Annotated in this window: 25 protein-coding genes and 1 tRNA gene; 11 read left to right on the forward strand and 15 right to left on the reverse strand. The window is 64.4% G+C overall.

The features are described 5' to 3' along the window. Positions 1–74: 74 nt before the first annotated feature. The 4 genes from GR328_RS08775 to aroA all read right to left on the reverse strand — a co-directional run bounded on the left by GR328_RS08775 (position 75) and on the right by aroA (position 3335). A complete protein-coding gene (locus GR328_RS08775) occupies positions 75–452 on the reverse strand; it encodes a methylglyoxal synthase (RefSeq protein WP_160884151.1) in 378 nt (125 codons plus the stop codon). A 7-nt stretch (positions 453–459) separates the two neighbouring features. Then, entirely contained in the window at positions 460–1266 is an 807-nt protein-coding gene (locus GR328_RS08780) for a DUF1194 domain-containing protein (protein WP_160884152.1), read from the reverse strand. Positions 1267–1351: 85 nt separating this feature from the next. Then, entirely contained in the window at positions 1352–1981 is a 630-nt protein-coding gene (gene cmk / locus GR328_RS08785) for a (d)CMP kinase (RefSeq protein WP_160884153.1), read from the reverse strand. Between the two features lie 7 nt (positions 1982–1988). After that, positions 1989–3335, reverse strand: coding sequence for a 3-phosphoshikimate 1-carboxyvinyltransferase (gene aroA, locus GR328_RS08790; RefSeq protein WP_160884154.1), 1347 nt, complete (start codon positions 3333–3335; stop codon positions 1989–1991). A 174-nt stretch (positions 3336–3509) separates the two neighbouring features. Here aroA and GR328_RS08795 point away from each other — a divergent pair, with 174 nt between their 5' ends. The 3 genes from GR328_RS08795 to GR328_RS08805 all read left to right on the forward strand — a co-directional run bounded on the left by GR328_RS08795 (position 3510) and on the right by GR328_RS08805 (position 6385). Continuing rightward, positions 3510–3887, forward strand: coding sequence for a TIGR02300 family protein (locus tag GR328_RS08795; RefSeq protein WP_160884155.1), 378 nt, complete (start codon positions 3510–3512; stop codon positions 3885–3887). 59 nt (positions 3888–3946) lie between these two features. Next, positions 3947–4022 (forward strand) — tRNA-Ala (locus GR328_RS08800). A gap of 161 nt (positions 4023–4183) precedes the next feature. Then, a complete protein-coding gene (locus GR328_RS08805; protein WP_160884156.1) occupies positions 4184–6385 on the forward strand; it encodes a malate synthase G in 2202 nt (733 codons plus the stop codon). Between the two features lie 39 nt (positions 6386–6424). Here GR328_RS08805 and GR328_RS08810 read toward each other — a convergent pair whose 3' ends face one another. Together GR328_RS08810 and pxpB are read right to left on the reverse strand one after the other, a co-directional pair. Beyond that, positions 6425–7459 carry a 5-oxoprolinase subunit C family protein gene (locus GR328_RS08810; protein ID WP_160884157.1) on the reverse strand — a complete coding sequence of 345 codons (1035 nt, stop codon included), beginning with the start codon at positions 7457–7459 and terminating at the stop codon, positions 6425–6427. Further along, positions 7456–8175 (reverse strand): 5-oxoprolinase subunit PxpB, encoded by a 720-nt coding sequence (gene pxpB, locus GR328_RS08815; RefSeq protein WP_160884158.1) that lies wholly within the window; start codon positions 8173–8175, stop codon positions 7456–7458. The genes GR328_RS08810 and pxpB overlap by 4 nt, the downstream gene beginning before the upstream one ends. 215 nt (positions 8176–8390) lie before the next feature. On the opposite strand from pxpB, the gene GR328_RS08820 reads away from it, so the two are divergent. Further along, complete coding sequence (locus GR328_RS08820; protein WP_160884159.1) at positions 8391–9176, forward strand: 3-hydroxybutyrate dehydrogenase; 786 nt, start codon at positions 8391–8393, stop codon at positions 9174–9176. A gap of 19 nt (positions 9177–9195) precedes the next feature. Here the strand turns inward: GR328_RS08820 and pip are convergent, their stop codons facing one another. Then, positions 9196–10140, reverse strand: coding sequence for a prolyl aminopeptidase (gene pip, locus GR328_RS08825; RefSeq protein ID WP_160884160.1), 945 nt, complete (start codon positions 10138–10140; stop codon positions 9196–9198). A gap of 172 nt (positions 10141–10312) precedes the next feature. Here pip and GR328_RS08830 point away from each other — a divergent pair, with 172 nt between their 5' ends. From GR328_RS08830 to GR328_RS08845, 4 genes are all read left to right on the forward strand, one after another. Beyond that, complete coding sequence (locus GR328_RS08830) at positions 10313–11386, forward strand: extracellular solute-binding protein (RefSeq protein ID WP_160884161.1); 1074 nt, start codon at positions 10313–10315, stop codon at positions 11384–11386. 66 nt (positions 11387–11452) lie between these two features. Continuing rightward, a complete protein-coding gene (locus tag GR328_RS08835; protein WP_160884162.1) occupies positions 11453–12538 on the forward strand; it encodes an ABC transporter ATP-binding protein in 1086 nt (361 codons plus the stop codon). Next, on the forward strand, positions 12535–13404 hold the full coding sequence (locus GR328_RS08840) for an ABC transporter permease (RefSeq protein ID WP_160884163.1): 870 nt from the start codon (positions 12535–12537) through the stop codon (positions 13402–13404). The genes GR328_RS08835 and GR328_RS08840 overlap by 4 nt, the downstream gene beginning before the upstream one ends. Positions 13405–13410: 6 nt before the next feature. Further along, positions 13411–14250, forward strand: coding sequence for an ABC transporter permease (locus GR328_RS08845; protein WP_160884164.1), 840 nt, complete (start codon positions 13411–13413; stop codon positions 14248–14250). Between the two features lie 132 nt (positions 14251–14382). On the opposite strand, the gene GR328_RS08850 is transcribed toward GR328_RS08845, so the two are convergent. Genes GR328_RS08850 through GR328_RS08875 form a run of 6 tightly spaced genes read right to left on the reverse strand, consistent with a single transcriptional unit; the run spans position 14383 to position 20689 of the window. After that, positions 14383–15450, reverse strand: a complete 1068-nt coding sequence (locus GR328_RS08850; RefSeq protein WP_160884165.1) for a dipeptidase — start codon at positions 15448–15450, stop codon at positions 14383–14385. Positions 15451–15483: 33 nt separating this feature from the next. After that, positions 15484–16263 (reverse strand): ABC transporter ATP-binding protein, encoded by a 780-nt coding sequence (locus GR328_RS08855; RefSeq protein WP_205789854.1) that lies wholly within the window; start codon positions 16261–16263, stop codon positions 15484–15486. 2 nt (positions 16264–16265) lie between these two features. After that, on the reverse strand, positions 16266–17099 hold the full coding sequence (locus GR328_RS08860) for an ABC transporter ATP-binding protein (RefSeq protein WP_160884394.1): 834 nt from the start codon (positions 17097–17099) through the stop codon (positions 16266–16268). Then, positions 17099–18031 (reverse strand): ABC transporter permease, encoded by a 933-nt coding sequence (locus GR328_RS08865; protein WP_160884166.1) that lies wholly within the window; start codon positions 18029–18031, stop codon positions 17099–17101. The genes GR328_RS08860 and GR328_RS08865 overlap by 1 nt, the downstream gene beginning before the upstream one ends. Further along, positions 18031–19086, reverse strand: a complete 1056-nt coding sequence (locus GR328_RS08870) for an ABC transporter permease (RefSeq protein WP_160884167.1) — start codon at positions 19084–19086, stop codon at positions 18031–18033. The genes GR328_RS08865 and GR328_RS08870 overlap by 1 nt, the downstream gene beginning before the upstream one ends. Before the next feature lie 7 nt (positions 19087–19093). Continuing rightward, on the reverse strand, positions 19094–20689 hold the full coding sequence (locus GR328_RS08875; RefSeq protein WP_160884168.1) for an ABC transporter substrate-binding protein: 1596 nt from the start codon (positions 20687–20689) through the stop codon (positions 19094–19096). Between the two features lie 203 nt (positions 20690–20892). On the opposite strand from GR328_RS08875, the gene argH reads away from it, so the two are divergent. Continuing rightward, on the forward strand, positions 20893–22293 hold the full coding sequence (argH, locus tag GR328_RS08880) for an argininosuccinate lyase (protein ID WP_425487027.1): 1401 nt from the start codon (positions 20893–20895) through the stop codon (positions 22291–22293). Between the two features lie 295 nt (positions 22294–22588). Here the strand turns inward: argH and GR328_RS08885 are convergent, their stop codons facing one another. Then, a complete protein-coding gene (locus GR328_RS08885; RefSeq protein ID WP_205789855.1) occupies positions 22589–23389 on the reverse strand; it encodes a class I SAM-dependent methyltransferase in 801 nt (266 codons plus the stop codon). Positions 23390–23639: 250 nt separating this feature from the next. Between GR328_RS08885 and GR328_RS08890 the strand changes: the two genes are divergently transcribed. Together GR328_RS08890 and GR328_RS08895 are read left to right on the forward strand one after the other, a co-directional pair. Next, positions 23640–24074 (forward strand): Hsp20 family protein, encoded by a 435-nt coding sequence (locus GR328_RS08890; protein WP_160884169.1) that lies wholly within the window; start codon positions 23640–23642, stop codon positions 24072–24074. A gap of 27 nt (positions 24075–24101) precedes the next feature. Further along, positions 24102–24368, forward strand: a complete 267-nt coding sequence (locus GR328_RS08895; RefSeq protein ID WP_160884170.1) for a BQ00720 family protein — start codon at positions 24102–24104, stop codon at positions 24366–24368. 57 nt (positions 24369–24425) lie between these two features. On the opposite strand, the gene GR328_RS08900 is transcribed toward GR328_RS08895, so the two are convergent. Continuing rightward, on the reverse strand, positions 24426–25187 hold the full coding sequence (locus tag GR328_RS08900; protein ID WP_160884171.1) for an alpha/beta hydrolase: 762 nt from the start codon (positions 25185–25187) through the stop codon (positions 24426–24428). Positions 25188–25204 lie beyond the last annotated feature (17 nt).

The following is a 25204-nucleotide window of genomic DNA, read 5'->3' on the forward strand; positions in this document are numbered from 1 at the left end:
TCCGAGATCCTTCTCTGATGATGTCGTCGCCGACGACGCGGCGCTCGAATCCGCGCGGGACTCGCGCGCCGGTTCTATTCCCGGAACGACTGGATCAGCCGCTCCGCCGAGGCGCGGTTAAGGGCCATGGGGATGTTGTAGACAAGAGCCAGACGCATCAGCGCCTTCACGTCCACGTCATGCGGATGCGGCGAGAGTGGATCGACGAAAAAGAACAGGGCGTCGATCCTGCCCTCCGCGATCATCGCGCCGATCTGCTGATCGCCGCCGAGCGGGCCGCTCTTCAGGCGCGTGATGGAAAGGGAGGGGCAGCGCTCCATCACCCGTCCGCCGGTGGTGCCGGTGGAGAAGATGTCGAAGGGCCGAATGTCGTTCTCGAACATGGCAACGAAATCGGCCATGTCGTCCTTCTTGGCGTCGTGGGCCACGAGCGCCAAAGTCAGTTTCTTCATGAGAGGCTCAGTTGCTCCAACGATCCCGCCACTGCATCTCGCCGGCCATGCAGTTCGTGGAGGGCGCGCTTTGAATGCGGTTGATGAGGGAAGGCTGCTTGGGCATGAGGTTGGCGATCTCGAGCAGAATCTTGGTCTTGATGGCCTCGATGAACTGGTCGCGCTCGCGAACGGGAACCGTGAAGGCCCCCTGGCCGCCGATCACGCAGTCCTTGTAATAGACGTCGAGCTCGGGGATGTCGAGATAGCCAGGCTTTCGCAGCATGATGGGGAGCCCGTTGATGGTGATTCCCTTGGCCAGGGCCTCGTCGCGCGCCTGCGCCACGCCGCGCCCCTGGTTGTTGGGTCCGTCGCCCGACACGTCGATCACCTGCCGCACGGCTTCGACGCCGCTCTCCTTGAGGAGCCGGACGCTGAAATCGAGGGCGCCCGAGATCGATGTGCGCTGTGCTCGGCGCAGAGGCGTCGAGGCGATCTTGTCCGCAAACGACATCAGGCTCTCGGGATTGTCGAGGACTGTCCAGGGGACGATCACCCGCTGGTCCGGCGAGCCGGCCCATTCCACATAGGTGACGGCGATCCTGCCGAGCAATCCGCCGCGGATCGCATCATGGACCTGCTGGGAGCGGAAGGCCTGGGCGAAACCCTCCCGTTGCAGGGCCTGCTCGTCCGTATCCATGGAGAAGGAAATGTCGACGGCGATCACGAGGGCGAGGTCGACCTCGTTTTCGCTCTGCGCCTGGGCCGGCCCTGCGAGGCACGTCCACAGCAGGGAGAGTCCTGCGGCCAGATGGATCATCGCTGAGCGAACCATCGTATTCTCCTTGGACGGGAGGCGGACTGGTTCGCTCAGTGTGCCAGCTTCTGGGCGTGACGCAAGGTCACCTTAGGGGAGCGCCCTAGGCACGCCCGCTTTTGGCCCTGACGAGATCGAGGGCGGCCTGGAAGGCCGCATCGGCGTCGAGGTGGGTCGTGTCGAGAATGATCGCGTCGGCTGCAGGTTTCAGAGGGGCCGAGCTGCGGTTCATGTCGCGCTCGTCCCGGCGGCGGATGTCCTCGAGGATGGTTTCGAAGACAATCCGCTCGCCTCTCTTTTGCAGCTCGAGATGCCGACGGCGGGCGCGCTCCTCGGAGGCTGCCGTGATGAAGAGCTTCACATCCGCGTCAGGGCAGACCACGGTGCCGATGTCCCGGCCGTCGAGAACGGCTCCCGGAGGTTGTGCGGCGAACTGGCGCTGGAATGCCAGGAGGGCGTCGCGAACGGGCTGGTAGCCCGAGATCACCGAAGCCGCCTCTCCCATCTGGGCCCCCCGCAGGCGCGGATCGTCGAGATCGGTCACGTCGAGGTTCAGCGCCACCTGATGGGCCGCATCCCGGTCGGCGAGATCGATCTCCCGGTCCAGCATCACCCGGGCGACGGCCCGATAGAGCAGGCCGGTGTCGAGATGCGCGAAGCCGAAATGCTCCGAGAGGCGCTTGCCTAACGTTCCCTTACCTGATGCGGCGGGGCCGTCAATTGCGATGATCATGGCCGGCTCAGTCCTGGATCGTGGCGCCGAGTTCGCGCATGAGCGGGATGAAGGAGGGGAAGCTCGTCATGATCATCGCCCCGTCATCCACCGCTATGGGCTCTTTCGTCGCCAGGCCCATCACGAGGAAGGACATGGCGATGCGGTGGTCGAGATGGGTCGCGACCGGCCTGCCGCCGCCGCGCACCGTTCTGGAGCCATGGACGATCAGGTCGTCCCCCTGGATTTCATGCTCCACCCCTGCCTCGGCGAGGCCCGCCGCCACGGCGGCCAAGCGGTCCGATTCCTTGACCCGCAGCTCATGGAGCCCCTGCATGCGGGTGGTGCCCTCGGCGAAGGAGGCCGCGACCGCGAGGATGGGGTATTCGTCGATCATGGCGGGCGCGCGGCCATGGGGAACCGTCACGCCGGTGAGCTTGCTGTGGCGCACGCGAAGGTCTGCCACGGTCTCGCCCCCCTCGTCCCGCTCGTTCAGGCGCTCGATGGAGGCACCCATCTCCAGGAGCGTGGTGATCAGGCCCGTGCGGAGCGGGTTCATCATCACGCCCTCGATCAGGATGTCCGAGCCAGGGGTGATCAGCGCCGCCACGAGCGGGAAGGCCGCCGAGGAGGGATCGGTCGGAACGACGATGTCGGTGCCGCGGAGCTCGGGCTGGCCCTGGAGAGTGATGGCGCGGCCGTCCGCTCCGTTGGGGACGACCTCGACCGTTGCGCCGAAATGGCGCAGCATCCGCTCCGTGTGGTCGCGGGTCGCCTCGCGCTCGATCACGGTGGTGCGGCCGGGCGAATTGAGCCCCGCCAGCAGGATTGCCGACTTGATCTGGGCCGAGGCCGCCGGAGTCTCATAGGTGATGGGCAGGGTTTCCTTGGGTCCGCGCAGGGTCAGGGGAACCCGGCCGCCTTCCGCCTCGCTCACCACGGTGACGCCCATCTTCACCAGAGGGTCCAGAATGCGGCGCATGGGGCGCTTGCGCAGCGAGGCGTCGCCGTCGAAGGTGGTGGTGATCGGGTGGCTTCCCGCCACGCCCATCATGAGGCGCGAGCCTGTGCCCGCATTGCCGAAATCGAGGACGCTCTCGGGCTCGCTCAGGCCGCCGATGCCCACGCCCTTGACTCGCCAGCGGCCGGGAGCCTCCCGCGTGATGGTGGCGCCGAGCGCCCGGCAGGCTTCCGCCGTGCGCAGGACATCGTCGCCTTCCAGGAGGCCCTCGACCCGGGTTTCGCCGATGGAGAGAAGCCCGAAGATCATGGAACGGTGGGAAATGGACTTGTCGCCAGGAACGCGGATGCGCCCGTTCAGGGCGTTTCCAGACCTGCTGGACACGGGGGTGGCAGGGCCATGAGCGTGGGACATTCTCGTATTCCTTGAGCCTTCTCTTCGGAGGCGGGCTCTAACACGGGCGTCCCGCGCCGTCACGCCGCAAGGTGCGCGTTGCCGCTCTCCCAGTGCAATTTCTCATTTGACAAGCCTTTCCCTCATGACTAACGGGTGCCTTCCCAACCATTCACTTCTACGAAGGCAATATCCGTGGCCAAACCGGAACTCGGCTTGAAGCGCCAGTGCATGAGCTGCGGCGCGAAATTCTACGACCTCAACAGGGACCCGGCGGTCTGCCCGAAATGCGGCACCGTTTTCCAGGCCGTGGCCTTGAGCCGCGCCGCAGCGCCAGCAGTCGCCCGCACCTCGGATGACGACGAGGATACTGAGCTGGAAGCCGCCGGTCCGGAGATGGTCTCCCTCGACGAGGTCGAGGCTGACGAGACCGAAAAGGGCATCCCGGTCGATGACGACATCGACGTGGGCGACGACGACACGGACGACACCTTCCTCGAGGACGAGGAAGAGAGCGAGGACGACGTGTCGGATCTGATCGATAGTGATCTGGAAGACGACGAAGAGGCTTGAACCTCGCGTCCGACCCGATTATAGAGACGCCGCGGTGCCCCAACACCGCGGACTTCAGTGGGGCTGTAGCTCAGTTGGGAGAGCGCGTGAATGGCATTCACGAGGTCAGCGGTTCGATCCCGCTCAGCTCCACCAAATATCCCTGAGACGGCCGCCTTGGGCGGCTTTTTTATTGCCCGGCATCAATCTGCGTGGCGCATCAGCCCTTTGTCTCATGGAAAGGGCCTCCATCTTCATTTTTAGTCGTGTCGCCTTAAGCTAAGGTTTGGAATGTTCACTCCACGAAAGCGGGAACAATGACGCGCGTCCAGACGAACGGCCTCCAGGTCGCACCGGTCCTTCACGATTTCATCGAGCAGGAGGCCCTTCCCGGCACCGGCGTATCGGCGGAAGCCTTCTGGAAAGGCTTGGCCGGGCTCGTCAAGGAGTTTGCGCCGCGCGACCGCGAGCTGCTGGCCATCCGCGACAGGCTCCAGGCCCAGATCGACGAGTACCACCGCACCAGGGCAGGACGGCCCATCGACCAGGCCGAGTACGAGCGCTTCCTGCGCGAGATCGGCTATGTGCTGCCGGAGCCGGAGGATTTCACCGTCGGGACGAGGAACGTGGACGAGGAGATCGCCCGCATCGCCGGTCCTCAGCTCGTGGTGCCGGTTTCCAACGCCCGCTATGCGCTCAACGCCGCCAATGCCCGCTGGGGCAGCCTCTACGATGCCCTCTACGGCACGGATGCGGTCTCCGAGGGCGAGGGCGCCACGCGCTCCGGCGGCTACAACAAGGTGCGCGGCGACAAGGTGGTGGCCCGCGCCCGCGAGCTGCTCGATCAGGCGGCTCCGCTCGCCAAGGGCAGCCACAAGGATGCCATGGCTTACGAGGTTCGCGGCAGCGCTCTCGCGGTGAAGCTGCAGGACGGCGGGGAAACGGGCCTCAAGGACGCAGCTCAGCTCGTGGGCTATCAGGGCGACGCGGAAAATCCTTCCGCCGTGCTGCTCTCCCACAACAACCTGCATATCGAGATCAGGATCGACCGGTCGAGCCCCATCGGCGCGGACGACCCGGCGGGGGTGGCCGATCTCGTGATCGAAGCGGCCGTGTCCACCATCATGGACCTGGAGGACTCGGTCGCGGCGGTGGATGCTGAGGACAAGGTGGAGGTCTATCGCACTTGGCTCGGACTGATGAAGGGCGATCTCGTCGAGAGCTTCGAGAAGGGCGGGCGCACCATCGAGCGCAAGCTCAATCCTGATCGCATCTATACCGCGCCGGACGGCGGCGAGGTTCGCCTCCATGGCCGCAGCCTCATGCTGGTGCGCAACGTCGGCCATCACATGTTCACCGATGCGGTGCTGGACGAGGCGGGGCAGGAGATTCCCGAGACGATCCTGGACGCGGCCGTCACCTCGCTGATCGCGATCCACGACCTCAAGGGCACGGGCGGGTTCCGCAACAGCCGCACGGGCTCGATCTACATCGTGAAGCCCAAGATGCACGGGCCGGACGAGGTGGCTTTCGCCAGCGATCTCTTCGCCGCCGTGGAGGACATGCTGAATCTTCCCCGCCACACCCTCAAGATGGGCATCATGGACGAGGAGCGGCGCACAACGGTCAACCTCAAAGCGTGCATCAAGGCAGCTGCGGAGCGCATCTTCTTCATCAACACAGGCTTCCTGGACCGCACCGGAGACGAGATCCACACCTCGATGGAAGCGGGTCCCATGATCCGCAAGAACGACATGAAATCCACGGAGTGGATCAAAGCCTATGAAGACAGCAATGTCGATGTGGGACTGCTCTGCGGCCTGCCGGGCCATGCCCAGATCGGCAAGGGCATGTGGGCCGCGCCCGACAAGATGGCGGACATGATGGCCCAGAAGATCGGTCATCCGCAGGCGGGCGCGAATACGGCCTGGGTGCCGTCGCCCACCGCCGCGACTCTGCATGCACTCCATTATCACCAAGTGGACGTGCAGGCCCGCCAGGCCGAGCTGAGATCCCGCCCGCGCGCGAAACTGTCCGACATCCTCACCATCCCCGTGTCGCAGTCGAACTGGGCGCCGGATGCGGTGCAGCAGGAGCTCGACAACAACTGCCAGGGCATTCTCGGCTATGTGGTGCGCTGGATCGACCAGGGCGTCGGCTGCTCCAAGGTGCCGGATATCCACGACGTGGGACTGATGGAGGACCGCGCCACCTTGCGCATCTCCAGCCAGCATCTCGCGAACTGGCTGCGCCACGGCATCGTGACAGAAGATCAGGTGATGCAGACCCTGCGCTGGATGGCCGAGGTCGTGGACCGGCAGAACGCGGGCGATCCGCTCTACAGGCCCATGGCGCCCGCCTTCGACGGCCCGGCCTTCCAGGCGGCCTGTGACCTCGTCTTCAAGGGCGCGGCGCAGCCCAACGGCTACACGGAATGGATTCTCCACGAGCGCCGCCGCGAGGCGAAGGCCGCCGGGGCGGCGGACCGCTCGGAGGAGAGCGGCGTCAAGACGAGGTAAGACGGGAAGGGGCGCCGAGATCGGGCGCCCCGACTTCCTTCAGGCCGTGTGGTCGGGGACTTTGGGGGCGAGCGCATCCACCATGCCGCCGATCAGGTTGGTGCTGAGAAGACGCTCGGTCGTCAGATCGAAGCACAGCGGCACGAGCGCGGACGGAAGCGCCGCGATCCATTCCTTCATCCGGCGCGCGGCCACCACGGCCTCGTCGCGGGACACTGCTCGAAAATGTACCGGAGAGCCCGGGCGCAACTGCGCGAAGCGTCCGAGATCGGCACTGATGATCGTCGCGATCTTGGGATAGCCGCCCGCCGTCTGCCGGTCGCGCATGAGCACGATGGGAAGGCCGCTGCCCGGAACCTGGATGTGACCGTCCACGATGCCGTCCGAGACGATGTTGAAGCCCTTCGCATGGTGGAGCCGCGGCCCGTTCAGCTGAAAGCCCATGCGATCGGCCTGGGGGCTGACGGTGAACTCGGCGGTCAGGAACGTGTCGATTGCCTGCTGCGTGAAATAATCGTCCTGCGGCCCTAAGATGACTCGGATCGGACCGGGCTCTTCGAGGGGTTCGAGCGGCAGATGCATCGGCCCGCCCTGCGGCGCTCCCGGTTGGCAGGGCAGGCGATCTCCCGCCTTCAGCGGCGCGCCGTTCAAACCGCCGAGATGCGAGCGCGGGTGGAAGGACAGGCTGCCGAGCTGGGGCTCGATCCGGAAGCCGCCCCCCACCGCCAGGTAGGAGAAGCTGCCCGTGCGCGCATGGCCGACCTGCAACGTATCGCCATCCTTCAGGATGATCGTGGTGTTGGCCTTGACGGGAGCATCGTTGAGGCTCGCCGTGCAGCCCGCGCCGGCGAGAGCGACCTGCAGCTCGCCGCCTTCACAGGCGAAGCTGCCGCCGAGATTCATGAACTCGATGGCCGCGTCTTCCGGCGTGTTGCCGACGAGCACATTGGCCATGGCCAGGCAGCGGCGGTCCATGGCGCCGGAGGGCGACACGCCGAAACGCTGATAACCGATGCGCCCCCAATCCTGCAGGCTCGTCATCGGCCCGCAATTCTTCACCACGAGGCTTGTCATGCGCGTACCGGCTCCGCAACGGTCTCGCCCGCCAGCGCGGCCTTCTCGAGCACATCCCAGCGCGAGGCATTGATAGGCTCGAACACGATCTCGTCTCCGGCGGTGAAGAGAAAGACGGGATCGCGCTCCGGCGCATAGCTCAGCACCGGCGTGCGCCCCAGAAGATGCCAGCCGCTCGGCATTTCCATGGGCACGATCCCGGCCTGCTCGCCGCCGATCATGATAGACCCGCTCGGAACCTTCAGCCGCGGATGGGTGCGCCGCGACGTGGCGATCCGAGGATCGAGCCCGCCCAGATAGGCGAAGCCCGGCAGGAAGCCGATCATGTAGATCCGGTAGACGGCGCCCGAATGAATCTCGACGATCTGGGAGGGCGTCAAGCCATGGCGCTCCGCCACGTCCTCCAGATCGATGCCGTACTCGCCGCCATAGACCACCGGAACGCGCCAACGCGTGCCGATCGCGTTCTCCGGCTGCAGGCTCGTCACCGTTTCCTCGAGCAGGCGGGTCAGCGCGCCGTAATCCGTGACGGTGGGGTCGAACTGCAGGGTCAGGGAACGATAGGTCGGAACGGTTTCGATCACGCCCGCGGGCGGGCTAGCTCTCAAGAGAGCATCGAGCGCAAGGACCTTGCCGTTCAGGTCGGGATCGATCGCGCTCCCGAACTCGACCGTCAGGGCGGAATCGCCACAGGGAAGGAAACGAGGTGTCTGCACCGTTCACCCATAATTTTGTTGCCCCAGATCTGTCTCACATCAGCCGCGGAGGGACAATGGCGGGACTTGACCTGGCGCCATGCACCAAGAGCAGAGGAGCCGAGTGGAGAGCAGCCGGAATGCTCCTTTTTGCTAGGCCAACCCTCCTTCCCCCTTCATGGTATGTGAGCGTTACTTGATAGTCCTGGGGTTGAATGGGCCATGCGGAGAGGATCATGACTTTGAAGTCCAAGAATGCCGTCGTCACCGGCTCCACCAGTGGGATCGGGCTCGCCATCGCCCGGGCGCTCGCCAAGGAGGGCGCGAACGTGGTCATCAACGGTCTCGGGGACGAGGCGGAGATCGAGAAGACCCGCGCCGCCATCGAGAGCGAGTTCGGCGTGAAGGCCATCTATCACCCGGCCAACATGCTTGAAAGCGATGAGATCGCCGACATGGTCCACCAGGCCGAAAGGTCCCTGGGCACCGTCGATATCCTGGTCAACAACGCGGGCATCCAGTTCGTCTCTCCGGTCGAGGAATTCCCGGTCGAGAAGTGGGATCAGATCATCGCGATCAATCTCTCCTCCGCTTTCCACGCCATCCGCGCCGCGGTGCCGGGAATGAAGGCGCGCCAATGGGGCCGCATCATCAACACGGCCTCGGCTCATTCCCTCGTGGCCTCGCCCTTCAAGGCGGCCTATGTGGCGGCCAAGCACGGCATCGCAGGCCTCACGAAAACCGTGGCGCTGGAGGTGGCGACCCATGGCATCACGGTGAACTGCATCAGCCCCGGCTATGTCTGGACGCCGCTCGTGGAAAGACAGATCCCGGACACCATGAAGGCGCGCAACATGACCAAGGAGCAGGTGATCAACGAGGTCCTGCTCGAAGCGCAGCCCACCAAGCAGTTCGTGACCGTCGAGCAGGTGGCGGCGCTCGCCGTGTTCCTCTGTTCGGACGCGGCAAGCCAGATCTCGGGCGCCAACCTCTCCATGGACGGCGGCTGGACCGCGAAGTAGGTCGCACTCGTCGGGGGCGTCATCCCTTCGCGAAAGCGTCCGTCGTCTCGATGAGGTGATGCAGGATGCCGGGTTCGTTCACCGCGTGGCCCGCATCCGGCACCATGATGAACTTGGCCTCGGGCCAGGCCCTGTGCAGATCCCACGCCGTCCTGGGCGGCGTGGCGACGTCGTAGCGGCCCTGGATGATCACGCCGGGAATGTCCTTCAGCTTATGGGCGTCGCGGATCAGCTGCCCCTCTTCGAACCATCCTCCATTGACGAAGTAATGGTTCTCGATGCGTGCGAACGCGATGGCGTAACGTTCGTCGCCGAACTGCTCGCTGAATTCCTGATTGTGGAGGAGGGTGATGGTCTCGCCCTCCCAGAGGCTCCAGGCTCTGGCAGCCTCGCGCTGAACGGCCGGATCCGCGTGGGTCAGGCGCTTGCGGTACGCGGCCATGAGGTCGCTGCGTTCCTCCGGCGGGATTGGCGAGAGAAAGGCCTCCCACTTGTCCGGGAAGATCCAGGACGCGCCTTCCTGATAGTACCAGAGCAGCTCCTCGCGCCGGAGCGTGAAGATGCCACGCAGGACCAATTCCGTGACGCGCTCCGGATGGGTTTGCGCATAGGCGAGGGCGAGCGTCGAGCCCCAGGAGCCTCCGAACACCATCCACTTGTCCACACCCGTCATTGCGCGCAGCCGCTCCATATCGGCTACGAGGTGCCACGTGGTGTTGGCCTCCAGGCTGGCATAGGGGATCGAGCGTCCGCAGCCGCGCTGATCGAAGAGCAGGATCCTGTACTTGTCCGGATCGAACAGGCGCCGGGCCGCCGGCGAGCAGCCGCCGCCGGGGCCGCCATGGAGGAACACCACGGGCTTGCCGTGGGGATTGCCGCACAACTCCCAATAGACCTGGTGGCCGTCGTCCACATCGAGCATGCCCTGATCGTAGGGTTCGATTTCGGGATAGAGGGTGCGCATGGATCGGGAGCCTCCGGAAAAACGGAGCTTACCCATACCGATGAGGCAGGGGGCCGTCACCTCCCGCTGGGATTCCGAGCCGGCTTTCGCCCCCCTAGCCTGTCGTCGCACTGTCATATAACTTTGCAACTGGGGAACACGGGTAAAAGCCCAACCATACTGGAGGATGACAATGTTGACCAAGCGCGCCGGCCTCAAGCTGGCCACGGCTTTCGCCGCTCTCATGATCGCCGGGACGGCCCAGGCGGCCGAGAAGCTGCGGCTCCTGACATGGGCGGATTACGCTCCGAAGGAGGTCGTGGACCAGTTCACGAAGGAAACTGGCATCGAGGTTGAGATCACGCTCTCGAACAACGAGGAGATGATCTCCAAGCTGCGCGCGACGCAAGGCGCGGGCTTCGATCTGGTGCAGCCGAGCCAGGACCGCATCGCGGGCCCGCAGACCGAGTTCGGCATCTACAAGCCGCTCGATCTGTCGAAGATCAGGTCGGATCAGTTCATCGCCTCCATGCTGGAATCCACGAAGAAGAACACCACCGTGGACGGCAAGGTCTACGGCGTTCCCCACATCTGGGGCACGGATGGGCTCGTCGTGAACACAAAGGCCGCTCCGAAGGTCGCCGACTACAACGACCTCTGCGATCCCGCGCTCGCGGGCAAGACGAGCTTCCGGTCCAAGCGTCCGGCGCTCATCGCCTTTGCTTTCGCCAACGGCATGAATCCCTTCGCGTCCTACGGCGATGCCAAGGCCTACGCCGCAATGATGGAGAAGGTCGGCGCCAAGCTCGCCGAGTGCAAGAAGAACGTGAAGTTCTTCTGGGACGGCAAGGATCAGCTCCTCAACGCGCTGCGCTCCGGCGAGATCGTCGCCGCGATGGCGTGGGATACGGGCGGTTGGAAACTGAACTCCGAGAACGCGGACATCAAGTTTATCGCCCCTAAATCCGGCGCGCTGGGCTGGGTCGACACCTTCGCTATTCCGGCCAAGGGCCGGAACGACGAGGCCGCCTACAAGTGGATCAATTTCAACATGCGTCCTGAGATCGCCGCGAAGGTGGCCGCTTCCGCCGGCAACTTCACGGCTTCCAACGGTGCCGACAAGCTCATGCAGGGCAAGCTGAAGGACCAGTTCGCCGACAGCTTCCCGAAGACCGCTATCGACAACATCAAGTGGTACCCGGCAGTGCCGGCCGGCATCGAGGAGATCGAAGGCAAGGTCCTCGACCGGCTGAAGGCCGGCTCGTAAATCCCCACTCTGGTTGACCGTCATCCCCCGGCTCGTTCGGGGGATGACTATTTCCGGCGCGCGTCCATGGCACAATCCACCGATCTCGATCTTATCAACCTCGTCAAGCGTTTCGGCTCGCATGCGGCCGTCAACGACGTGAGCTTCAGCGTCGCCCCGGGTGAGTTCTTCTCCATTCTCGGACCCTCCGGCTGCGGCAAGACCACGTTGATGCGCATGATCGCAGGCTTCGAGGATCCGACCTCCGGCGACATCCGCATCAGGGGCAGGTCGATGATCGGCGTTCCGGCCAACAAGCGCCCCGTGAACATGGTGTTCCAGAGCCTCGCGCTGTTCCCGATGATGAGCGTGGGCGAGAACGTGGCCTATGGCCTGACCTGTCGCGGGATCTCCCGCGCCGAGGCCGAGGAGCGCGCAAACAGAATGCTGGAGCGCGTCGGCTTGAAGGGTTTCGGCGAGCGCCGTGTGACAGCGCTGTCCGGCGGCCAGCGCCAGCGCGTGGCCATCGCCCGCTGTCTCGTGCTCGAGCCGACGCTCGTGCTTCTCGACGAACCGCTCGGCGCCCTCGACCTGAAACTGCGCGAGCACATGAAGATCGAGCTCAAGCAGCTGCAGGCCACCTTCAACACCACCTTCGCCTATATCACCCATGACCAGTCGGAAGCGCTGGTCATGTCCGACCGCGTCGCCGTGATGAACCAGGGCAGGTTCGAGCAGGTCGGAAGCCCGCGCGAGCTCTATCACCATCCCGCGACGCCCTTCGTGGCGAGCTTCGTCGGCGAGACGAACAGGTGGCAGGGCGAGGCGTCCGCTGCCTCCGGCGGCACGATTTCCGTCCGTCTGCCCTCCGGAGCGGTGATTCAGGGGCAGGGCAAGGTCGCCGACAGGGCGATGCTCGCCTTCGTCCGTCCCGAGGCCATCGCCCTGGCGCAGGATCCGTCCGCTCTCGGCGGATTGCCCAATCGGTTCGAGGGCCGTGTCTCGGCGGTGCTCTTCGATGGCGCCAATTCGAGCCTGCTCATCGACACGGCGGGCTTCGAAGAGCCCGTTCGCGCGGTGCTGCCGCAGGCCGGCCCGCTCGCCGGAATTCAGGTCGGCGCACCGGTCCATGTGGGCTGGACCGCGGACGCCATGAAGGTCTTTGCCGCATGAGCACCAGACCCGGCCTCCGACTGACCCTCTTTCTGCTGTTGGCTCCGGCCGTTCTCTGGCTGGGCCTGCTCATCGTGCTCCCCCATGTGGAGATTCTCATCCTTTCCTTCAGCGAGAGGGTGGCCCCGCGGATCTATGTGTTCGGCTTCGGCAATTATCTCGAGTTCTTCACGGAGCCGCTCTACTGGCGCACCTTCGCGCGCACGGCGATCATGTCGATCCTGGTGACGGCGCTCACCCTGGTGCTCGCCTTTCCCATCGCGCTCTACATCGCCCGCGTGGCGCAGGGGCGGCTGAAGGCCATGCTGCTGCTGCTCTGCCTTCTGCCGTTCTGGGTATCCGAACTCGTGCGCACGCTCGGCTGGATGATGCTGCTGCGCGAGACCGGCGTGGTCTCACACGGGCTCCAGGCGATCGGGTTGACAGGGGAGCGGATCGAGTTTCTCTATAACGACGGTGCCGTAATCCTCGGTCTCGTCTATGGCGGCCTGCTCTTCATGATCGTGCCGCTCGCCAATGCGCTGGAGAGCCTGGAGCCTGCCGTGGTCGAGGCTGGGTTCGACCTCGGCGGCAGCCGCTGGATAGTGCTGCGGCGCATCGTCGTTCCTCACGCGATGCCGGGCATCGTGGCGGGCTCGATCATCGTGTTCATGCTCACCGTCGGCAATTTTGCGACGCCGGTGCTGCTGGGAGGCAAGAACGGCCTCTGGTTCACGGAGCAGATCTACGCGCAGTTCATCACGCGCTTCAACTGGCCTCAAGGAGCCGCCTTCGGCATGCTCCTCCTCCTGCTGTCCTCGGCCATCGTCTGGGCCGGGCTCCGTCTCACCGGACAGAGCCTGGGCACCACCTTGAAGCAGGCTTGAACAATCATGACCCGTCCGTCCCTCGCCTGGAAACTCTACATCGCGGCGTTCTACATCTTCCTGTTCGCGCCGCTCCTGGTCGTGGCGATCTTCGCCTTCAATGCGAGCCCATTCCCGTCTCCCCCCTGGAAGGGCCTCACGCTAGAATGGTTCATCGGATCGGGTGAGACTTTCGGCAAGCCGGGCGTTCTGGTCGATCCGATCTGGCTCGATAGCATCGCCAACAGTTTCAAGGTCGCCGCGCCCGTGGCGCTCCTCGCCGTCGCCGTCGGCACCGTGAACGCGTGGGTGCTGGAACGGGCCGAATTTTCCGGCAAGGCACTGCTCTCGATGATGATGCTCTGGCCTCTCGTCATTCCCGGCGTGGTGCTCGGCATCTCGATCCTGGCCTTCTTCTCGCGCGTGGCGAACGGACTCGAGGAATGGCTTCAGACCGATCTCGATTTCCTGCGCCCGGGCCTGCCTCTGGTCATCCTCGGCCAGCTCTCGTTCATCCTGACGATCTCGACCCTCATCATCGCAGCCCGCCTGCGCAAGTTCGACCGCTCGCTGGAGGAGGCGGCCTTCGATCTCGGCGCAAGCCGCGCGCGCGTGCTGCGCACGATCACACTGCCCTTCTTGAGCCCCGCGCTCATCGGCGCGGGGCTCGTGGCGCTGCTGATGTCGTTCGAGAATTTCAATACGACCTTGATGCTTGTGGGCTCTGAGCCGCCGTTGCCGATCACGATGTACGGTCAGATGCGCGAGGGGGCGACCCCGGCGATCAATGCGGTCAGCCTCCTGCTCATGCTGGGCGTCGGCGGTATCGCGAGCATCTTCGCACTGACCGCGAAGCCTGAGAGGTAAGTCACCTCCCAGGTCATGACCGGCCTTCCCGACCCGTCGAATGCCGCGCTTTTTACATTTCGTGTTGGCCGGGCCTGTCCCGGCCATGACTGGAGAGGGTGGCAGCTCCTGGCAGTGTACGGCGAAATGGCCTCACCGTCCCCAGGTGCGCTCCAGAACGTTGATCCAATTCTCGTAGCAGAGCTTGCGCAGGGTCGCCTCGTCATAGCCGTGCCGGCGCATGGCCTCCACGAGGCGAGGCAGGCCGCGCACGTCGCCGATCTCCGCGGGAATGGTCGCTCCGTCGAAGTCGGAGCCGAAGCCGACGCCATCCACGCCCACGTGCTCGATGAGGTGATCCATGTGACGGATCATCTCTTCGAGGGGCGTGTCGTCGCTGCGCTGGCCGTCGGGGCGGATGAAGGAAGTCGCGAAGTTCACGCCCACCATGCCGCGGCTCTCGCGGATGGCGGCGAGCTGCTTGTCGGTGAGGTTGCGCGAATGCGGGCACACCGCATGGGCGTTCGAATGGGTGGCGACGAGGGGAGAATCCGACAGCGTAGCGACGTCCCAGAACCCCTTCTCGTTGAGATGCGAGAGGTCGATCATGATTTTGAGGCGGTTGCACGCCCTCACCAGCTCTCGGCCGCGCTCGGTGAGGCCGGGGCCCGTATCCGGCGTCGAGGGATAGCGGAACGGCACGCCGTGGCCGAAAACGTTGGAGCGGCTCCAGACCGGGCCGATGGAGCGCAGGCCGCTCTCGTAGAGCACATCCAGCATGCGAAGGTCCGGATCGATGCCTTCCGCGCCTTCGATGTGCAGGATCGCGGCGAGCCTGCCGTTGTCGAGGCATTGACGGATATCAGCCGCCGAGCGGCAGATCTTCACCTCGCCCTTCGAGGCGCGCTCGATGCGGATGAGAATCGAGGCCATGTGGACCGTCACCTGCTGGCTGGGCGCAAGGTCCAGGACGGGCGGCAGCGGAACATCGTATTCCGTGTGGGTCATGAGCGCGTCGACATCGATGCCCATGTCCTCGGAGGGCACGTAAACGGCGAAAAAACCGCCGAAGAAGCCGCCCTGCTTCATCCGCGGCCAGTCGAGGTGACCGATGTCGTCGCCCTCCAGGAAGGCCTTCTCCGGCTGGATCCGGCCGCGCATGAGGCGCAGGAGAACGTCGTTGTGGCCGTCGAAGACGGGCATCAGGGAAGCGCGGGACATGTTTTCAGACAATCCTGTGAAATAAAGATCGCCTCAGCCGACCTTGGCGTAAGTCGGCTGAGAGGGGTTGCGCGTGAAACCCTGACTCGCCTGGATCAGGGATTGGGTATACTCGCTCATCGCCTTGCCGGAGCGCAGTGCATCCGCGGCGGTTTCCTCCACGGCCTCGCCGTGACGCATGACGAGCAGACGCTCGCACAGATGCGCGACCACTGCGAGATCATGGCTCACCAGGATGTAGGTGAGACCCATGCGGCGGCGCAGGTCGTCCAGAAGGTTCAGGATTTCCGCCTGCACGGATGCGTCGAGGGCGGAGGTCGGCTCGTCGAGGAGCAGAACTTTCGGGCGCAGGATGAGCGCGCGCGCGATGGCGATGCGCTGACGCTGACCACCCGAAAGCTGGTGCGGATAGCGGAAGCGGAACGAGGGACCTAATCCCACTTCCTTCAGCGCCTGGAGAATGCGCGCCTCCGCATCCTTCTCTCCATGAATGGCGAGCGGCTCCGAGAGCGTGCGATCCACGGTATGACGCGGATGAAGCGAAGCGTAGGGGTCCTGAAAGACCATCTGCACCGTGCGGTAGAAGTCCTTGCTGCGGGGCGTGGTGACCTCCTTGCCATCCACGAGCACGCGTCCGCCTGTGATCGGCGCGAGGCCGCAGACGGCCCGCAGCACCGTCGATTTGCCGGAGCCCGACTCACCGACGAGGCCGTAGGCCTCGCCCTGTTTGACGGTGAAGCCCACGTTCTTGACCGCTTCGACCCTGAGGCGGCCCGTGCCGAAGACGACTTTGAGGTTCTGAATATCGAGCATGATCAGAGCGCCCAGGAAGGATCGCGGTTCAGGGTCGGAAGCGGGCGGATGTCGTCCGCCAGGGTCGGCAGGCAGCGCATGAGGCCCTGCGTGTAGGGATGCTTCGCCTCGCGCAGATTCCTGGCCTCCAGTTCCTCCACCACGCGGCCCGCGTACATCACGAGCACACGGTCGCAGAAGGAGGAAACGAGCTTCAGGTCGTGTGAGATGAAGATGAGGCCCATGCCGCGCTCGGCAACGAGTTCATCGAGGATGCGGAGGACTTCCATGGACACCGTCACGTCGAGCGCGGAGGTCGGCTCGTCGGCGATGAGTAGGTCCGGATCGGTGACGAGCATCATGGCGATCATGGCGCGCTGGCCCATGCCGCCCGACACCTCGTGGGGATAAAGCGAGAAGACGCGTCCGGGGTCGCGCATCTTCACCGCTTCCAGCATGGCGAGAGCTTTGTCGCGGGCTTCCGCGCGGCTTGCCTTGGCATGCGCCTGATAGGCCTCGATGATCTGCTCGCCGATGGTCATGACCGGGTTCAGCGAGTATTTCGGGTCCTGCATCACCATGCTGACGCGCCCCCCGCGCAGGGTTCGCAGGGTGCGCCTCGAGGCGGTGAGCAGATCGATGCCGTCGAAAGCCAGACGCTTGGCCGTAACTTCGCCGGGAGGAGGCGTGAGACCGAGGATGGCGCGCCCCGTCTGCGATTTGCCCGAACCGGATTCGCCGACGATGCCGAGCCGCTCGCGGCCGAGTTGGAACGACACGCCGCGCACCGCCTCGACGATGCCCGTGCGCAGGTGGAAACGGACGCGGAGGTCTTCGACTTCGAGAAGCGGCTTCATCATTTCGCAGCCTTCGGATCGAGAACGTCGCGCAGGCCGTCGCCCAGCAGGTTGAAGCCGAGGCTCACCACGAAGATGGCAAGACCGGGCATGGCGGCGACCCACCACTGGTCGATGAGATAGTTGCGGCCCGTCGCCACCATGGCGCCCCACTCCGGCGACGGCGGCTGTGCGCCGAGGCCGAGGAAGCCGAGACCCGCGGCAGTCAGGATGATGCCCGCCATGTCGAGCGTGACGCGCACGATCACGGAGGAGAGGCAGAGTGGAATGACGTGCCCGAAAATGATGCGCGGCGTCGAGGCCCCTTGCAGTTTGACGGCTGCGATGAAGTCGGTGTTGCGAACCATCAGCGTCTCTGCGCGCGCGATGCGGGCGTAAGGAGGCCATGAGGTGATCGCAATCGCGATGACCGCGTTCTCGATGCCCGGGCCCAGGGCGGCCACGAATGCGAGCGCGAGGACGAGACGCGGGAAGGCGAGGAAAATATCCGTGATGCGCATCAGCACCGTATCGACCCATCCGCCGAGATAGCCGGCGATCGTGCCGACCAGAAGGCCTATGGGCGTTGCTATGATCGACACCAGGACGACGACGAACAGGGTAATGCGAGAACCATGGATGATGCGCGAGAGGATGTCGCGCGCCTGATCGTCAGTGCCGAGCCAGAAGGTCTCGCTCGGCGGGAGGAGACGCTGCGTGCGCAGGTCACCTCCGACCACCGGAGAATAGGGAGCGAGGACATCGGCTAAGAGGGCGACGACGATCAGCAGCACTACGATGCCGAGGCCGATCACCGCGAGCGGGTTCCTGGTGAAGGAGCGCCAGCCGAGATAGAAACGGCCGAGGCGCGCCTGCCAGCGGGAGGCGGGCTCGGGCGACAGAAGCCAAGCCCGCAGGCCTGTGGGTTGGGAAAGGGCAGGGGAGCCGGCCATCAGCGGGTCCTTGGGTCGAGCAGGCGATAGAGCAGGTCGGAGACGAGATTGAGCAGCACGAAAACGGCACCAATCACGAGAGTTCCTCCGAGCACTGCATTCATATCGGCGTTTTGCAGGGAGTTGGTGATGTACTGACCGAGCCCAGGCCACGCGAAGACGGTTTCGGTGAGCACCGAACCTTCGAGCAGGTTCGCGTAGGACAGGGCGATCACGGTCACCAGCGGCACGGCGGCATTGCGCAGGGCATGACGCCAGATCACGCGAAACTCGGACAGACCCTTCACGCGCGCTGCGATCACGTATTCCTGCGCCAGCTCGTTGAGCATGAAGGAACGTGTCATGCGGCTGATATACGCGAGCGAGAAGTAGCCCAGCAGGCATGCGGGCAGGATGATGTGCGACACCGCATCCCAGAAGGCATCCCACTGGCCCTGCATCGCGGTGTCGATGAGAACGATGCCCGTGACTGGCGTATAAAGATACGAATAGGTCACGTCGATGCGCCCCGGCCCTGCGACCCAGCCGAGCTTGGCGTAGAACAGCAGCAGGCCCATGAGGCCGAGCCAGAAGATCGGGATGGAATAGCCGGCGAGGCCCAGGAATCGGACGACCTGATCGATCAGGCTGCCACGTTTCACGGCCGCGAGAACGCCGAGAGGAATGCCGATGATCGTTCCGATGATCGTTCCCAGCGTCGCCAGCTCGAAAGTCGCCGGAAAGGCATTGGCGATATCCGTCATCACCGGATTGGTGGTGAGCACCGAATTGCCGAAATCGCCGGTGACAGCCTTCTTCAGATAGATCCAGAATTGCTGGATGAGCGGAAGATCGAGGCCGAGCTCCTGGCGGGCACGCTCGTAGACGTGGGCGGGAGCCCTGTCGCCGACGATGGCGAGCACGGGGTCGATGGGAACGACGCGGCCGATAAGAAAGGTGACGGCAACGAGCCCGAGAAGGGTCGTCGCCAGCACGAGAATGAACTGAGCTGTCTTTGTAAGATAGAAGCGGAGGGCGCTGTGCCCTCCGCCTCCGTTCGCGATTGATGATGCCATCGAGAAATTAGTTCTTCTTCGCTTGTGCTACGCTGTTGGTGTCGAAGGACGGCCCGATGATGAAGCCCTCGACGTTCTTGCGCTGGGCGGCGACTTCGATCTCCTGGAGGTAGATCACGAACGGACCGTCGTCCAGAACGGCCTGCTGCAGCTCTTTGTACATCTGTGCGCGCTTCTCGGGATCCTTCTCGAGAACCGCGGCGCGGGTCTTGGCCGTCAGAGGGCCCGGATCCCAGGCGTTGCGCCATGCGAGGGGCTTCGCCTTGGCATCGTCCGAGTTGTCGTCGTTCGCCGCGAATGTGTCGGCGTTCGTGTTCGGGTCCTGGTAGTCCGCGCCCCAGCGGCCGATATAGATATCGTGCTGACGGGCGCGATATTTGGTGAGCGTCTGCTTGCCGTCGCCGGGGATGATCTCGAGCTTCACGCCGGCCTTGGCGAAGGTCTGTTGGATTGCCTGTGCCGTGCCGGTGACGTCAGCCGTGGAGCGCGTGTCCATGGTCACGGTGAAGCCGTCCTTCAGGCCGGCTTGCGCGAGCAGTTCCTTCGCCTTGGCGACATCGAGCTTGTAAGGGTTATCCGTCACAGCGCCGAGGAAGCCCTTGGGCAGGAAAGCCTGGTGGACCGTGCCCTTGTGCTTCATGATCGTGTCGGCAATCGCCTGATAGTCGACAAGATACTTGAGCGCCTTGCGCACCTCCGGCTTTGCAAGGTTCGGGTTCTTCTGATTCAGGCCGAGATACCAGAGACCGCCCTTTGGACCGGAATCGACCTTGATGTCCGGGTTCTTCGAAACGGCCTCGATCTCCTCCGGGTTCAGGTTGCGGGCGATATCCACGTCACCCTTTTCGAGCATCAGGCGCTGGGTCGCCGTTTCCTTGATGTGGCGATAGATCACGCGCGCGAGCGGAGCCTTCTTGTCGTAGTGCGGGTTGCGCTCAAGCACGACAACCTCATTCGCCTTCCAGTCGCGGATCGAGAACGGACCGGAGCCGGCATATTTGGTTTTGAGCCAGTTGTAACCCAGGTCTCCATCCTTCTCGTTCTGCATCACCAGCTTCTTGTCCACGACCGAAGCAACGCTAGAGGTCATGCAGTACAGAACAAAAGTCGGCGCATAGGCTTTGTCGAGCTCCATGGTGAACTCGTAAGGGCCGGTCTGCTTGATCTTGTCCTTCACATTGTCCTTCGTGAAGCCGAACTGGCCGAGAATGAAGGCCGGCGACTTGTCGAGAATCACGGCGCGCTGGAGCGAGAAGACGGCGTCCTCGGCGGTCAGCGGGTTGCCGGAGGCAAACTTCTTGCCCTGGCGGATCTTGAAGGTGAAGGTCTTGCCATCGGGTGATACGGTCCAGGATTCGGCAACCTCGCCGTAGATCTTGGAAACATCCTTATAGTCGTAGGCAATCAGGCGCTCATAGGTGTTGCCCAGGATCTCGGAAGCCGTGAACTCGAACACCTCGGCCGGATCGAGGGTGATGATGTCGTCCATCTGCCAGGCCTGGACAAGGGTATCCGGGGGGGTGGCTGCCTGAACGGCATTGAATGAGGTGGCCATCGTGGCGGCCATCGCGGCGGATAGGAGGAATTTCGTTAGTCTTTTCATAGGCCAGTTCCCTTGTGCGCTACATGCGCTCCTGTGCGACCGTATGAATGCAAATCACATAGGCGCTGTCGAGTCCAGGGACTGGTTTCATACTGGCAAACATTACCCATTGTGCTTAATGCAGGAGCAGCCCCGTTGCGGCTTTGCCTCGGCCGCCGACCTGTGGCAAAGGCTTAGCGAACGCGAATTCCGGGTGAAACACAGTGTCTGAAGAAGCCAAGAAGTCTGGTGCCAATACCATGTGGGGCGGGCGTTTCTCGTCCTCTCCGAGCGCCCTCATGGAGGCGATCAACGCGTCCATCGATTTCGACCGGCGCCTCTACGCCCAGGACATCCAGGGCTCCATCGCCCACAGCGCCATGCTTGCGACGCAAGGAATCATCGCGGAGAGCGACCGGGACGCCATTCATCAGGGGCTGCGGCAGGTCCTGAGCGAGATTGAGTCCGGCAGCTTTACCTTCTCCACGGCGCTGGAAGACATTCACATGAATGTCGAGAGCCGGCTGCGCGAGATCGTGGGCGATCCCGCGGCGCGCCTTCACACGGCCCGCAGCCGCAACGATCAGGTGGCCACGGACACGCGCCTCTGGGTGCGTGAGGCCCACGACCGTACGGAAGAGCAGCTCACCAATCTCATCAAGGCTCTGCTCGACAAGGCAGAGGCTCACGCGGCCACCGTGATGCCGGGCTTCACTCACCTGCAGAGCGCCCAGCCGGTGACCTTCGGGCACCATCTCATGGCCTATGTGGAGATGTTCGGCCGCGACCGCGGCCGCTTCCGCGATTCCCGCAGGCGCCTCAACGAATGTCCGCTCGGCGCGGGCGCGCTGGCCGGCACGTCCTTCCCGATCGACCGGCATATGACCGCGCAGGCCTTAGGCTTCGACGGGCCCACCCGCAATTCCCTCGATACGGTGTCCGACCGCGACAGCCTGCTGGAATTCATGGCTGCCGCCTCGATCTGCGCCATGCATCTTTCGCGGTTGGCGGAAGAGATCATCATCTGGATGTCGGCTCCGTTCGGCTTCGTGAGGCTCCCCGACCGCTGGACCACGGGCTCCAGCATGATGCCGCAGAAGCGCAATCCCGACGCGGCCGAGCTTGTGCGCGGCAAGACCGGCCGCGTGATCGGCTCCCTGGTTTCGCTGCTCACTGTCATGAAGGGCCTGCCGCTCGCCTATGCAAAGGATACGCAGGAGGACAAGGAGCCGCTCTTCGACGCTGCCGACACCCTCGAGATCGTGCTCGCCGCCACCACCGGCATGATCCAGGATCTTGAGCCCGTACCGGAGCGCATGGCGGCGGTGGCGGGCGCCGGGTTCTCCACGGCGACGGACCTCGCCGACTGGCTCGTGCGCAGCCTCAATATCCCATTCCGCGATGCCCATCATGTGACGGGCCGGATCGTCTCGGAGGCCGAGAGCCGAGGCTGCAGCCTCGAGGAGCTGCCGCTGGAGGTCATGCAGGCCGTCGAGCCGCGCGTCCACGAGGGCATCTACGAGGTGCTGGGGGTCGACAATTCCGTGCGCTCCCGCACGAGCTTCGGCGGTACCGCGCCGGTCAGGGTGGCCGAGCAGGTGGCCTGGTGGCGCGGCCAAGTCTGACAGGCTGGAGCATCGTGCGGGTTCAAGAGCCGCGCTAGCGGAAAGTGGATCCGGTTCTCCGCTCGCTTTTCCGCTTCATCGCAGGCCTGGTGCCGGTGATCCCAGTCTGCCGAAGCGCCGCGCCTTCCCCGTCGGATTGGCAGGGACTGATTCCCGAATCCAGTCCGTGGACGGCCATGACACGCTGTCCTGGCCCATCGTGCGGCCCGTCCGTCCGCTTTGAACGATGCTCTCGTCCAAGGAAGAAGCATCGGAGCGATCCGAAAAGGACAAATCCACTTTTACGTCCGATGCTTCAACGTTTGGAGCCTCTCGCGGCCCAGGCGCGGGCCGTGAGATGGATGCTGCCATCCGGCCGCGTGGGCAGCGTCGCCCGCAATCTCTCGCGGAGGGCGGTTCGCTCACCCTCGCTCAGCGACATGCAATAGGCCGGGGCCGGGGATTGGCCTCCCAGAAATGGGGTCCAGTAATCGTCGAAGTCGCGGAATAGGGTGGGGACGTCGATGGCGCGGACCTCGATGTGGCTGAGGCCGACCTCTTCGAGAAGCCGGTAGAGCGGCTCCGGCTGGCAGAATGCGGCATGCCAGTTGTCCTGGAGTTCTCGTGCGTAGGGGTTCAGGTCCGTTGCCGCATCCCAGAACCGGCACATCAGCTCCATTCCGCCCGTATAGTCCCAGACATAGAGCGCGACTTGGCCGTTCTGGCGGGCCGCCCGCGCCATCTCCGCCGCTGCGCGCTCCCGATCGGGAACGAAGTTCAGCACGAGGCCGGACACGACCCGGTCGAATTCGGCGGTCGCAAAGGGCAGGCTCTGCGCATCGGCGCGCAGGAGTTCGGCTGCGGTACCTTCCAGGCGGCCGCGAGCGAAGTCGAGAAAGCCCTCGGAGGCGTCGATGCCGACAAGGCGGTTGGGAGCACACCGCTCGGCGATCGCCTCCGTCAGGGCGCCCGTGCCGCAGCCCACGTCGAGCCAATCGAGGCCGGGCGGGGCACTCAGCCAGGCGAGAAATTCCCCGGCCACCAACCTGCTCCACCGTCCGGCATAGGGTTCGTAGAGATTGCCGTTGGACCAGCGGGGCTGCATGTTCTCGATCATGCCGGAGCTCCTGTCAGGCGGGGAGCATGATCATAAGCCCGAATAGGCTGGCGGATGATGTATCTTGCGGGGTAGGAAGCCGGAGCCGTTTACCCTGACGGACATCCCTGCCGAGGCGCCTTGGCAGGGGTCTTGATACCCCGTGGCGCCGTATCCATATTGGTGGCAGCGGCCCGATGAGGGCTGCGTGAGTGCCGCATGAGCGGGCTCACAATCAACCGAAGTGCCTCTTAAACCTTGGGCTTCGAACATGTCGCGTCAGTCGCCGTTTGGGCATCCGTTTCTGTTAGGCTTCGACGAAATCGAGCAGGCGCTCGACCGCGTCGCGAAAGCAGCCGGAGACGGTTATCCTCCCTACAATATCGAGCGTTTGCCCCGTACCGAGCACGCTCCCGAGCGTCTGCGCATCACCCTGGCTGTCGCTGGCTTCACCCAGGATCAGCTCGAGGTGACCCTGGAAGAGAATCAACTCGTCATCCGGGGGCGTCAGTCCGACGACAAGACCAGGCACTTCCTTCATCGCGGCATCGCCGCCCGTCAGTTCCAGCGCACCTTCCTCCTCGTCGACGGAATGGAGGTTCTGGGCGCGGATCTGTCCAATGGGCTGTTGTCGATCGATCTGGTCCGGCCCGAACCGGAGCGGATCGTCCGCAAGATCAGCATCAGCGCATCGGACAAGGTGTGACGGCGCGGCCGCATCAAGGAGATGGCCATGAACCACGACATCAACAATCCAGCCGGTCGGCCTTTGGATGTGGCTGAGCTGGCGACCCTCGGCCTCGGCGAGATGGCCTATGTGAAACCGCTGCGTTCCGATGATGTGGCGCGGCTCTTCCCGCAGGCTCCCAAGCTGCAGCCCGGCATAAAGCTCTTTGCGCTTCTCTCCGCCAGCGGCGAGCCCATCGTGCTGACAGACAGCCGCGATGCGGCGGTCGCCAATGCCTGGGCCCATGACCTCACGACGGTGAGCCTGCACTAACCCGTCGTCCGAACGCGCGGGCCGGATGGTCCGGCCCGCCCGACCTTCCTCAAGCCTTCAGGCAATCGCCTCGATCGCTCCGATCAGGCGCTCCAGGTCCTCGTCCCGCGAGAGGCGGTGGTCGCCGTCCTTGACGAGCGTGAGCGAGACGCTGTCTCCCGGAAGGTGTTCCACCAGCTCCAGCGCATGCCCCCACGGCACATCCGGGTCCTCCATGCCCTGAAGGATATGGACGGGGCAGCCGGTCCGAATCGGCGAGCCGAGGAGAAGGTGGCGCCGTCCGTCCTCGATCAGCTCTCTGGTGATGGGGTAAGGGGCGTCCGAATAGGCGGACGGGCGATAATAGACGCCCGATTCCTCGACAATCCGCCTGATGTCCTCCGGGAACCGCCTCCACATCAGTGCTTCGGTCATGTCGATGGCGGGCGCGATGAGCACGATGCCAGCGGGTGAGAGGACAGGGCGCCTGTCCGTGAGACGGCGCGCGGCGAGAAGGGAGATCCAGCCGCCCATGGATGAGCCCACGAGGATGGGGCGCTCCTCGAGAAATCGCTCCATGACGGTGAGCGCCTCCTCCAGCCAGCGGGAAATGGTGCCCTTCTCGAATTCACCGCCCGACTCGCCATGGCCGCTGTAATCAAAGCGCAGGAACGCGCGACCTTGCCTCTCGGCCCAAGAATCGATGGCGCTCGCCTTCGTGGCGCGCATGTCGGACTTGAAGCCGCCGATCCAGACCACCGGTGGTCCCTTGCCCTCGCGACGGAGCACGGCGATCCGGCGCTCCTCGGCGCCCGACCCGACTGTGACGCTATGCTGCATGGTTAACCTGTCCTCAA

The sequence above is a fragment of the Microvirga makkahensis genome (assembly GCF_009830105.1).
Taxonomy (GTDB): Bacteria; Pseudomonadota; Alphaproteobacteria; order Rhizobiales; family Beijerinckiaceae; genus Microvirga; species Microvirga makkahensis.

What these genes read in the sequence shown, in the direction of transcription:
- GR328_RS08890 (WP_160884169.1), top strand. Translation starts at nt 23,640, where the DNA reads ATGTCGCGTCAGTCGCCGTTTGGGCATCCGTTTCTGTTAGGCTTCGAC.
- GR328_RS08840 (WP_160884163.1), top strand. Translation starts at nt 12,535, where the DNA reads ATGAGCACCAGACCCGGCCTCCGACTGACCCTCTTTCTGCTGTTGGCT.
- GR328_RS08810 (WP_160884157.1), bottom strand. Translation starts at nt 7,459, where the DNA reads ATGACAAGCCTCGTGGTGAAGAATTGCGGGCCGATGACGAGCCTGCAG.
- GR328_RS08855 (WP_205789854.1), bottom strand. Translation starts at nt 16,263, where the DNA reads ATGCTCGATATTCAGAACCTCAAAGTCGTCTTCGGCACGGGCCGCCTC.
- GR328_RS08820 (WP_160884159.1), top strand. Translation starts at nt 8,391, where the DNA reads ATGACTTTGAAGTCCAAGAATGCCGTCGTCACCGGCTCCACCAGTGGG.
- GR328_RS08850 (WP_160884165.1), bottom strand. Translation starts at nt 15,450, where the DNA reads ATGTCCCGCGCTTCCCTGATGCCCGTCTTCGACGGCCACAACGACGTT.
- GR328_RS08875 (WP_160884168.1), bottom strand. Translation starts at nt 20,689, where the DNA reads ATGAAAAGACTAACGAAATTCCTCCTATCCGCCGCGATGGCCGCCACG.
- GR328_RS08780 (WP_160884152.1), bottom strand. Translation starts at nt 1,266, where the DNA reads ATGGTTCGCTCAGCGATGATCCATCTGGCCGCAGGACTCTCCCTGCTG.
- GR328_RS08835 (WP_160884162.1), top strand. Translation starts at nt 11,453, where the DNA reads ATGGCACAATCCACCGATCTCGATCTTATCAACCTCGTCAAGCGTTTC.
- GR328_RS08775 (WP_160884151.1), bottom strand. Translation starts at nt 452, where the DNA reads ATGAAGAAACTGACTTTGGCGCTCGTGGCCCACGACGCCAAGAAGGAC.
- aroA (WP_160884154.1), bottom strand. Translation starts at nt 3,335, where the DNA reads ATGTCCCACGCTCATGGCCCTGCCACCCCCGTGTCCAGCAGGTCTGGA.
- GR328_RS08865 (WP_160884166.1), bottom strand. Translation starts at nt 18,031, where the DNA reads ATGGCCGGCTCCCCTGCCCTTTCCCAACCCACAGGCCTGCGGGCTTGG.
- GR328_RS08860 (WP_160884394.1), bottom strand. Translation starts at nt 17,099, where the DNA reads ATGAAGCCGCTTCTCGAAGTCGAAGACCTCCGCGTCCGTTTCCACCTG.
- GR328_RS08845 (WP_160884164.1), top strand. Translation starts at nt 13,411, where the DNA reads ATGACCCGTCCGTCCCTCGCCTGGAAACTCTACATCGCGGCGTTCTAC.
- GR328_RS08830 (WP_160884161.1), top strand. Translation starts at nt 10,313, where the DNA reads ATGTTGACCAAGCGCGCCGGCCTCAAGCTGGCCACGGCTTTCGCCGCT.
- cmk (WP_160884153.1), bottom strand. Translation starts at nt 1,981, where the DNA reads ATGATCATCGCAATTGACGGCCCCGCCGCATCAGGTAAGGGAACGTTA.
- GR328_RS08885 (WP_205789855.1), bottom strand. Translation starts at nt 23,389, where the DNA reads ATGATCGAGAACATGCAGCCCCGCTGGTCCAACGGCAATCTCTACGAA.
- GR328_RS08900 (WP_160884171.1), bottom strand. Translation starts at nt 25,187, where the DNA reads ATGCAGCATAGCGTCACAGTCGGGTCGGGCGCCGAGGAGCGCCGGATC.
- GR328_RS08870 (WP_160884167.1), bottom strand. Translation starts at nt 19,086, where the DNA reads ATGGCATCATCAATCGCGAACGGAGGCGGAGGGCACAGCGCCCTCCGC.
- pip (WP_160884160.1), bottom strand. Translation starts at nt 10,140, where the DNA reads ATGCGCACCCTCTATCCCGAAATCGAACCCTACGATCAGGGCATGCTC.
- GR328_RS08895 (WP_160884170.1), top strand. Translation starts at nt 24,102, where the DNA reads ATGAACCACGACATCAACAATCCAGCCGGTCGGCCTTTGGATGTGGCT.
- GR328_RS08805 (WP_160884156.1), top strand. Translation starts at nt 4,184, where the DNA reads ATGACGCGCGTCCAGACGAACGGCCTCCAGGTCGCACCGGTCCTTCAC.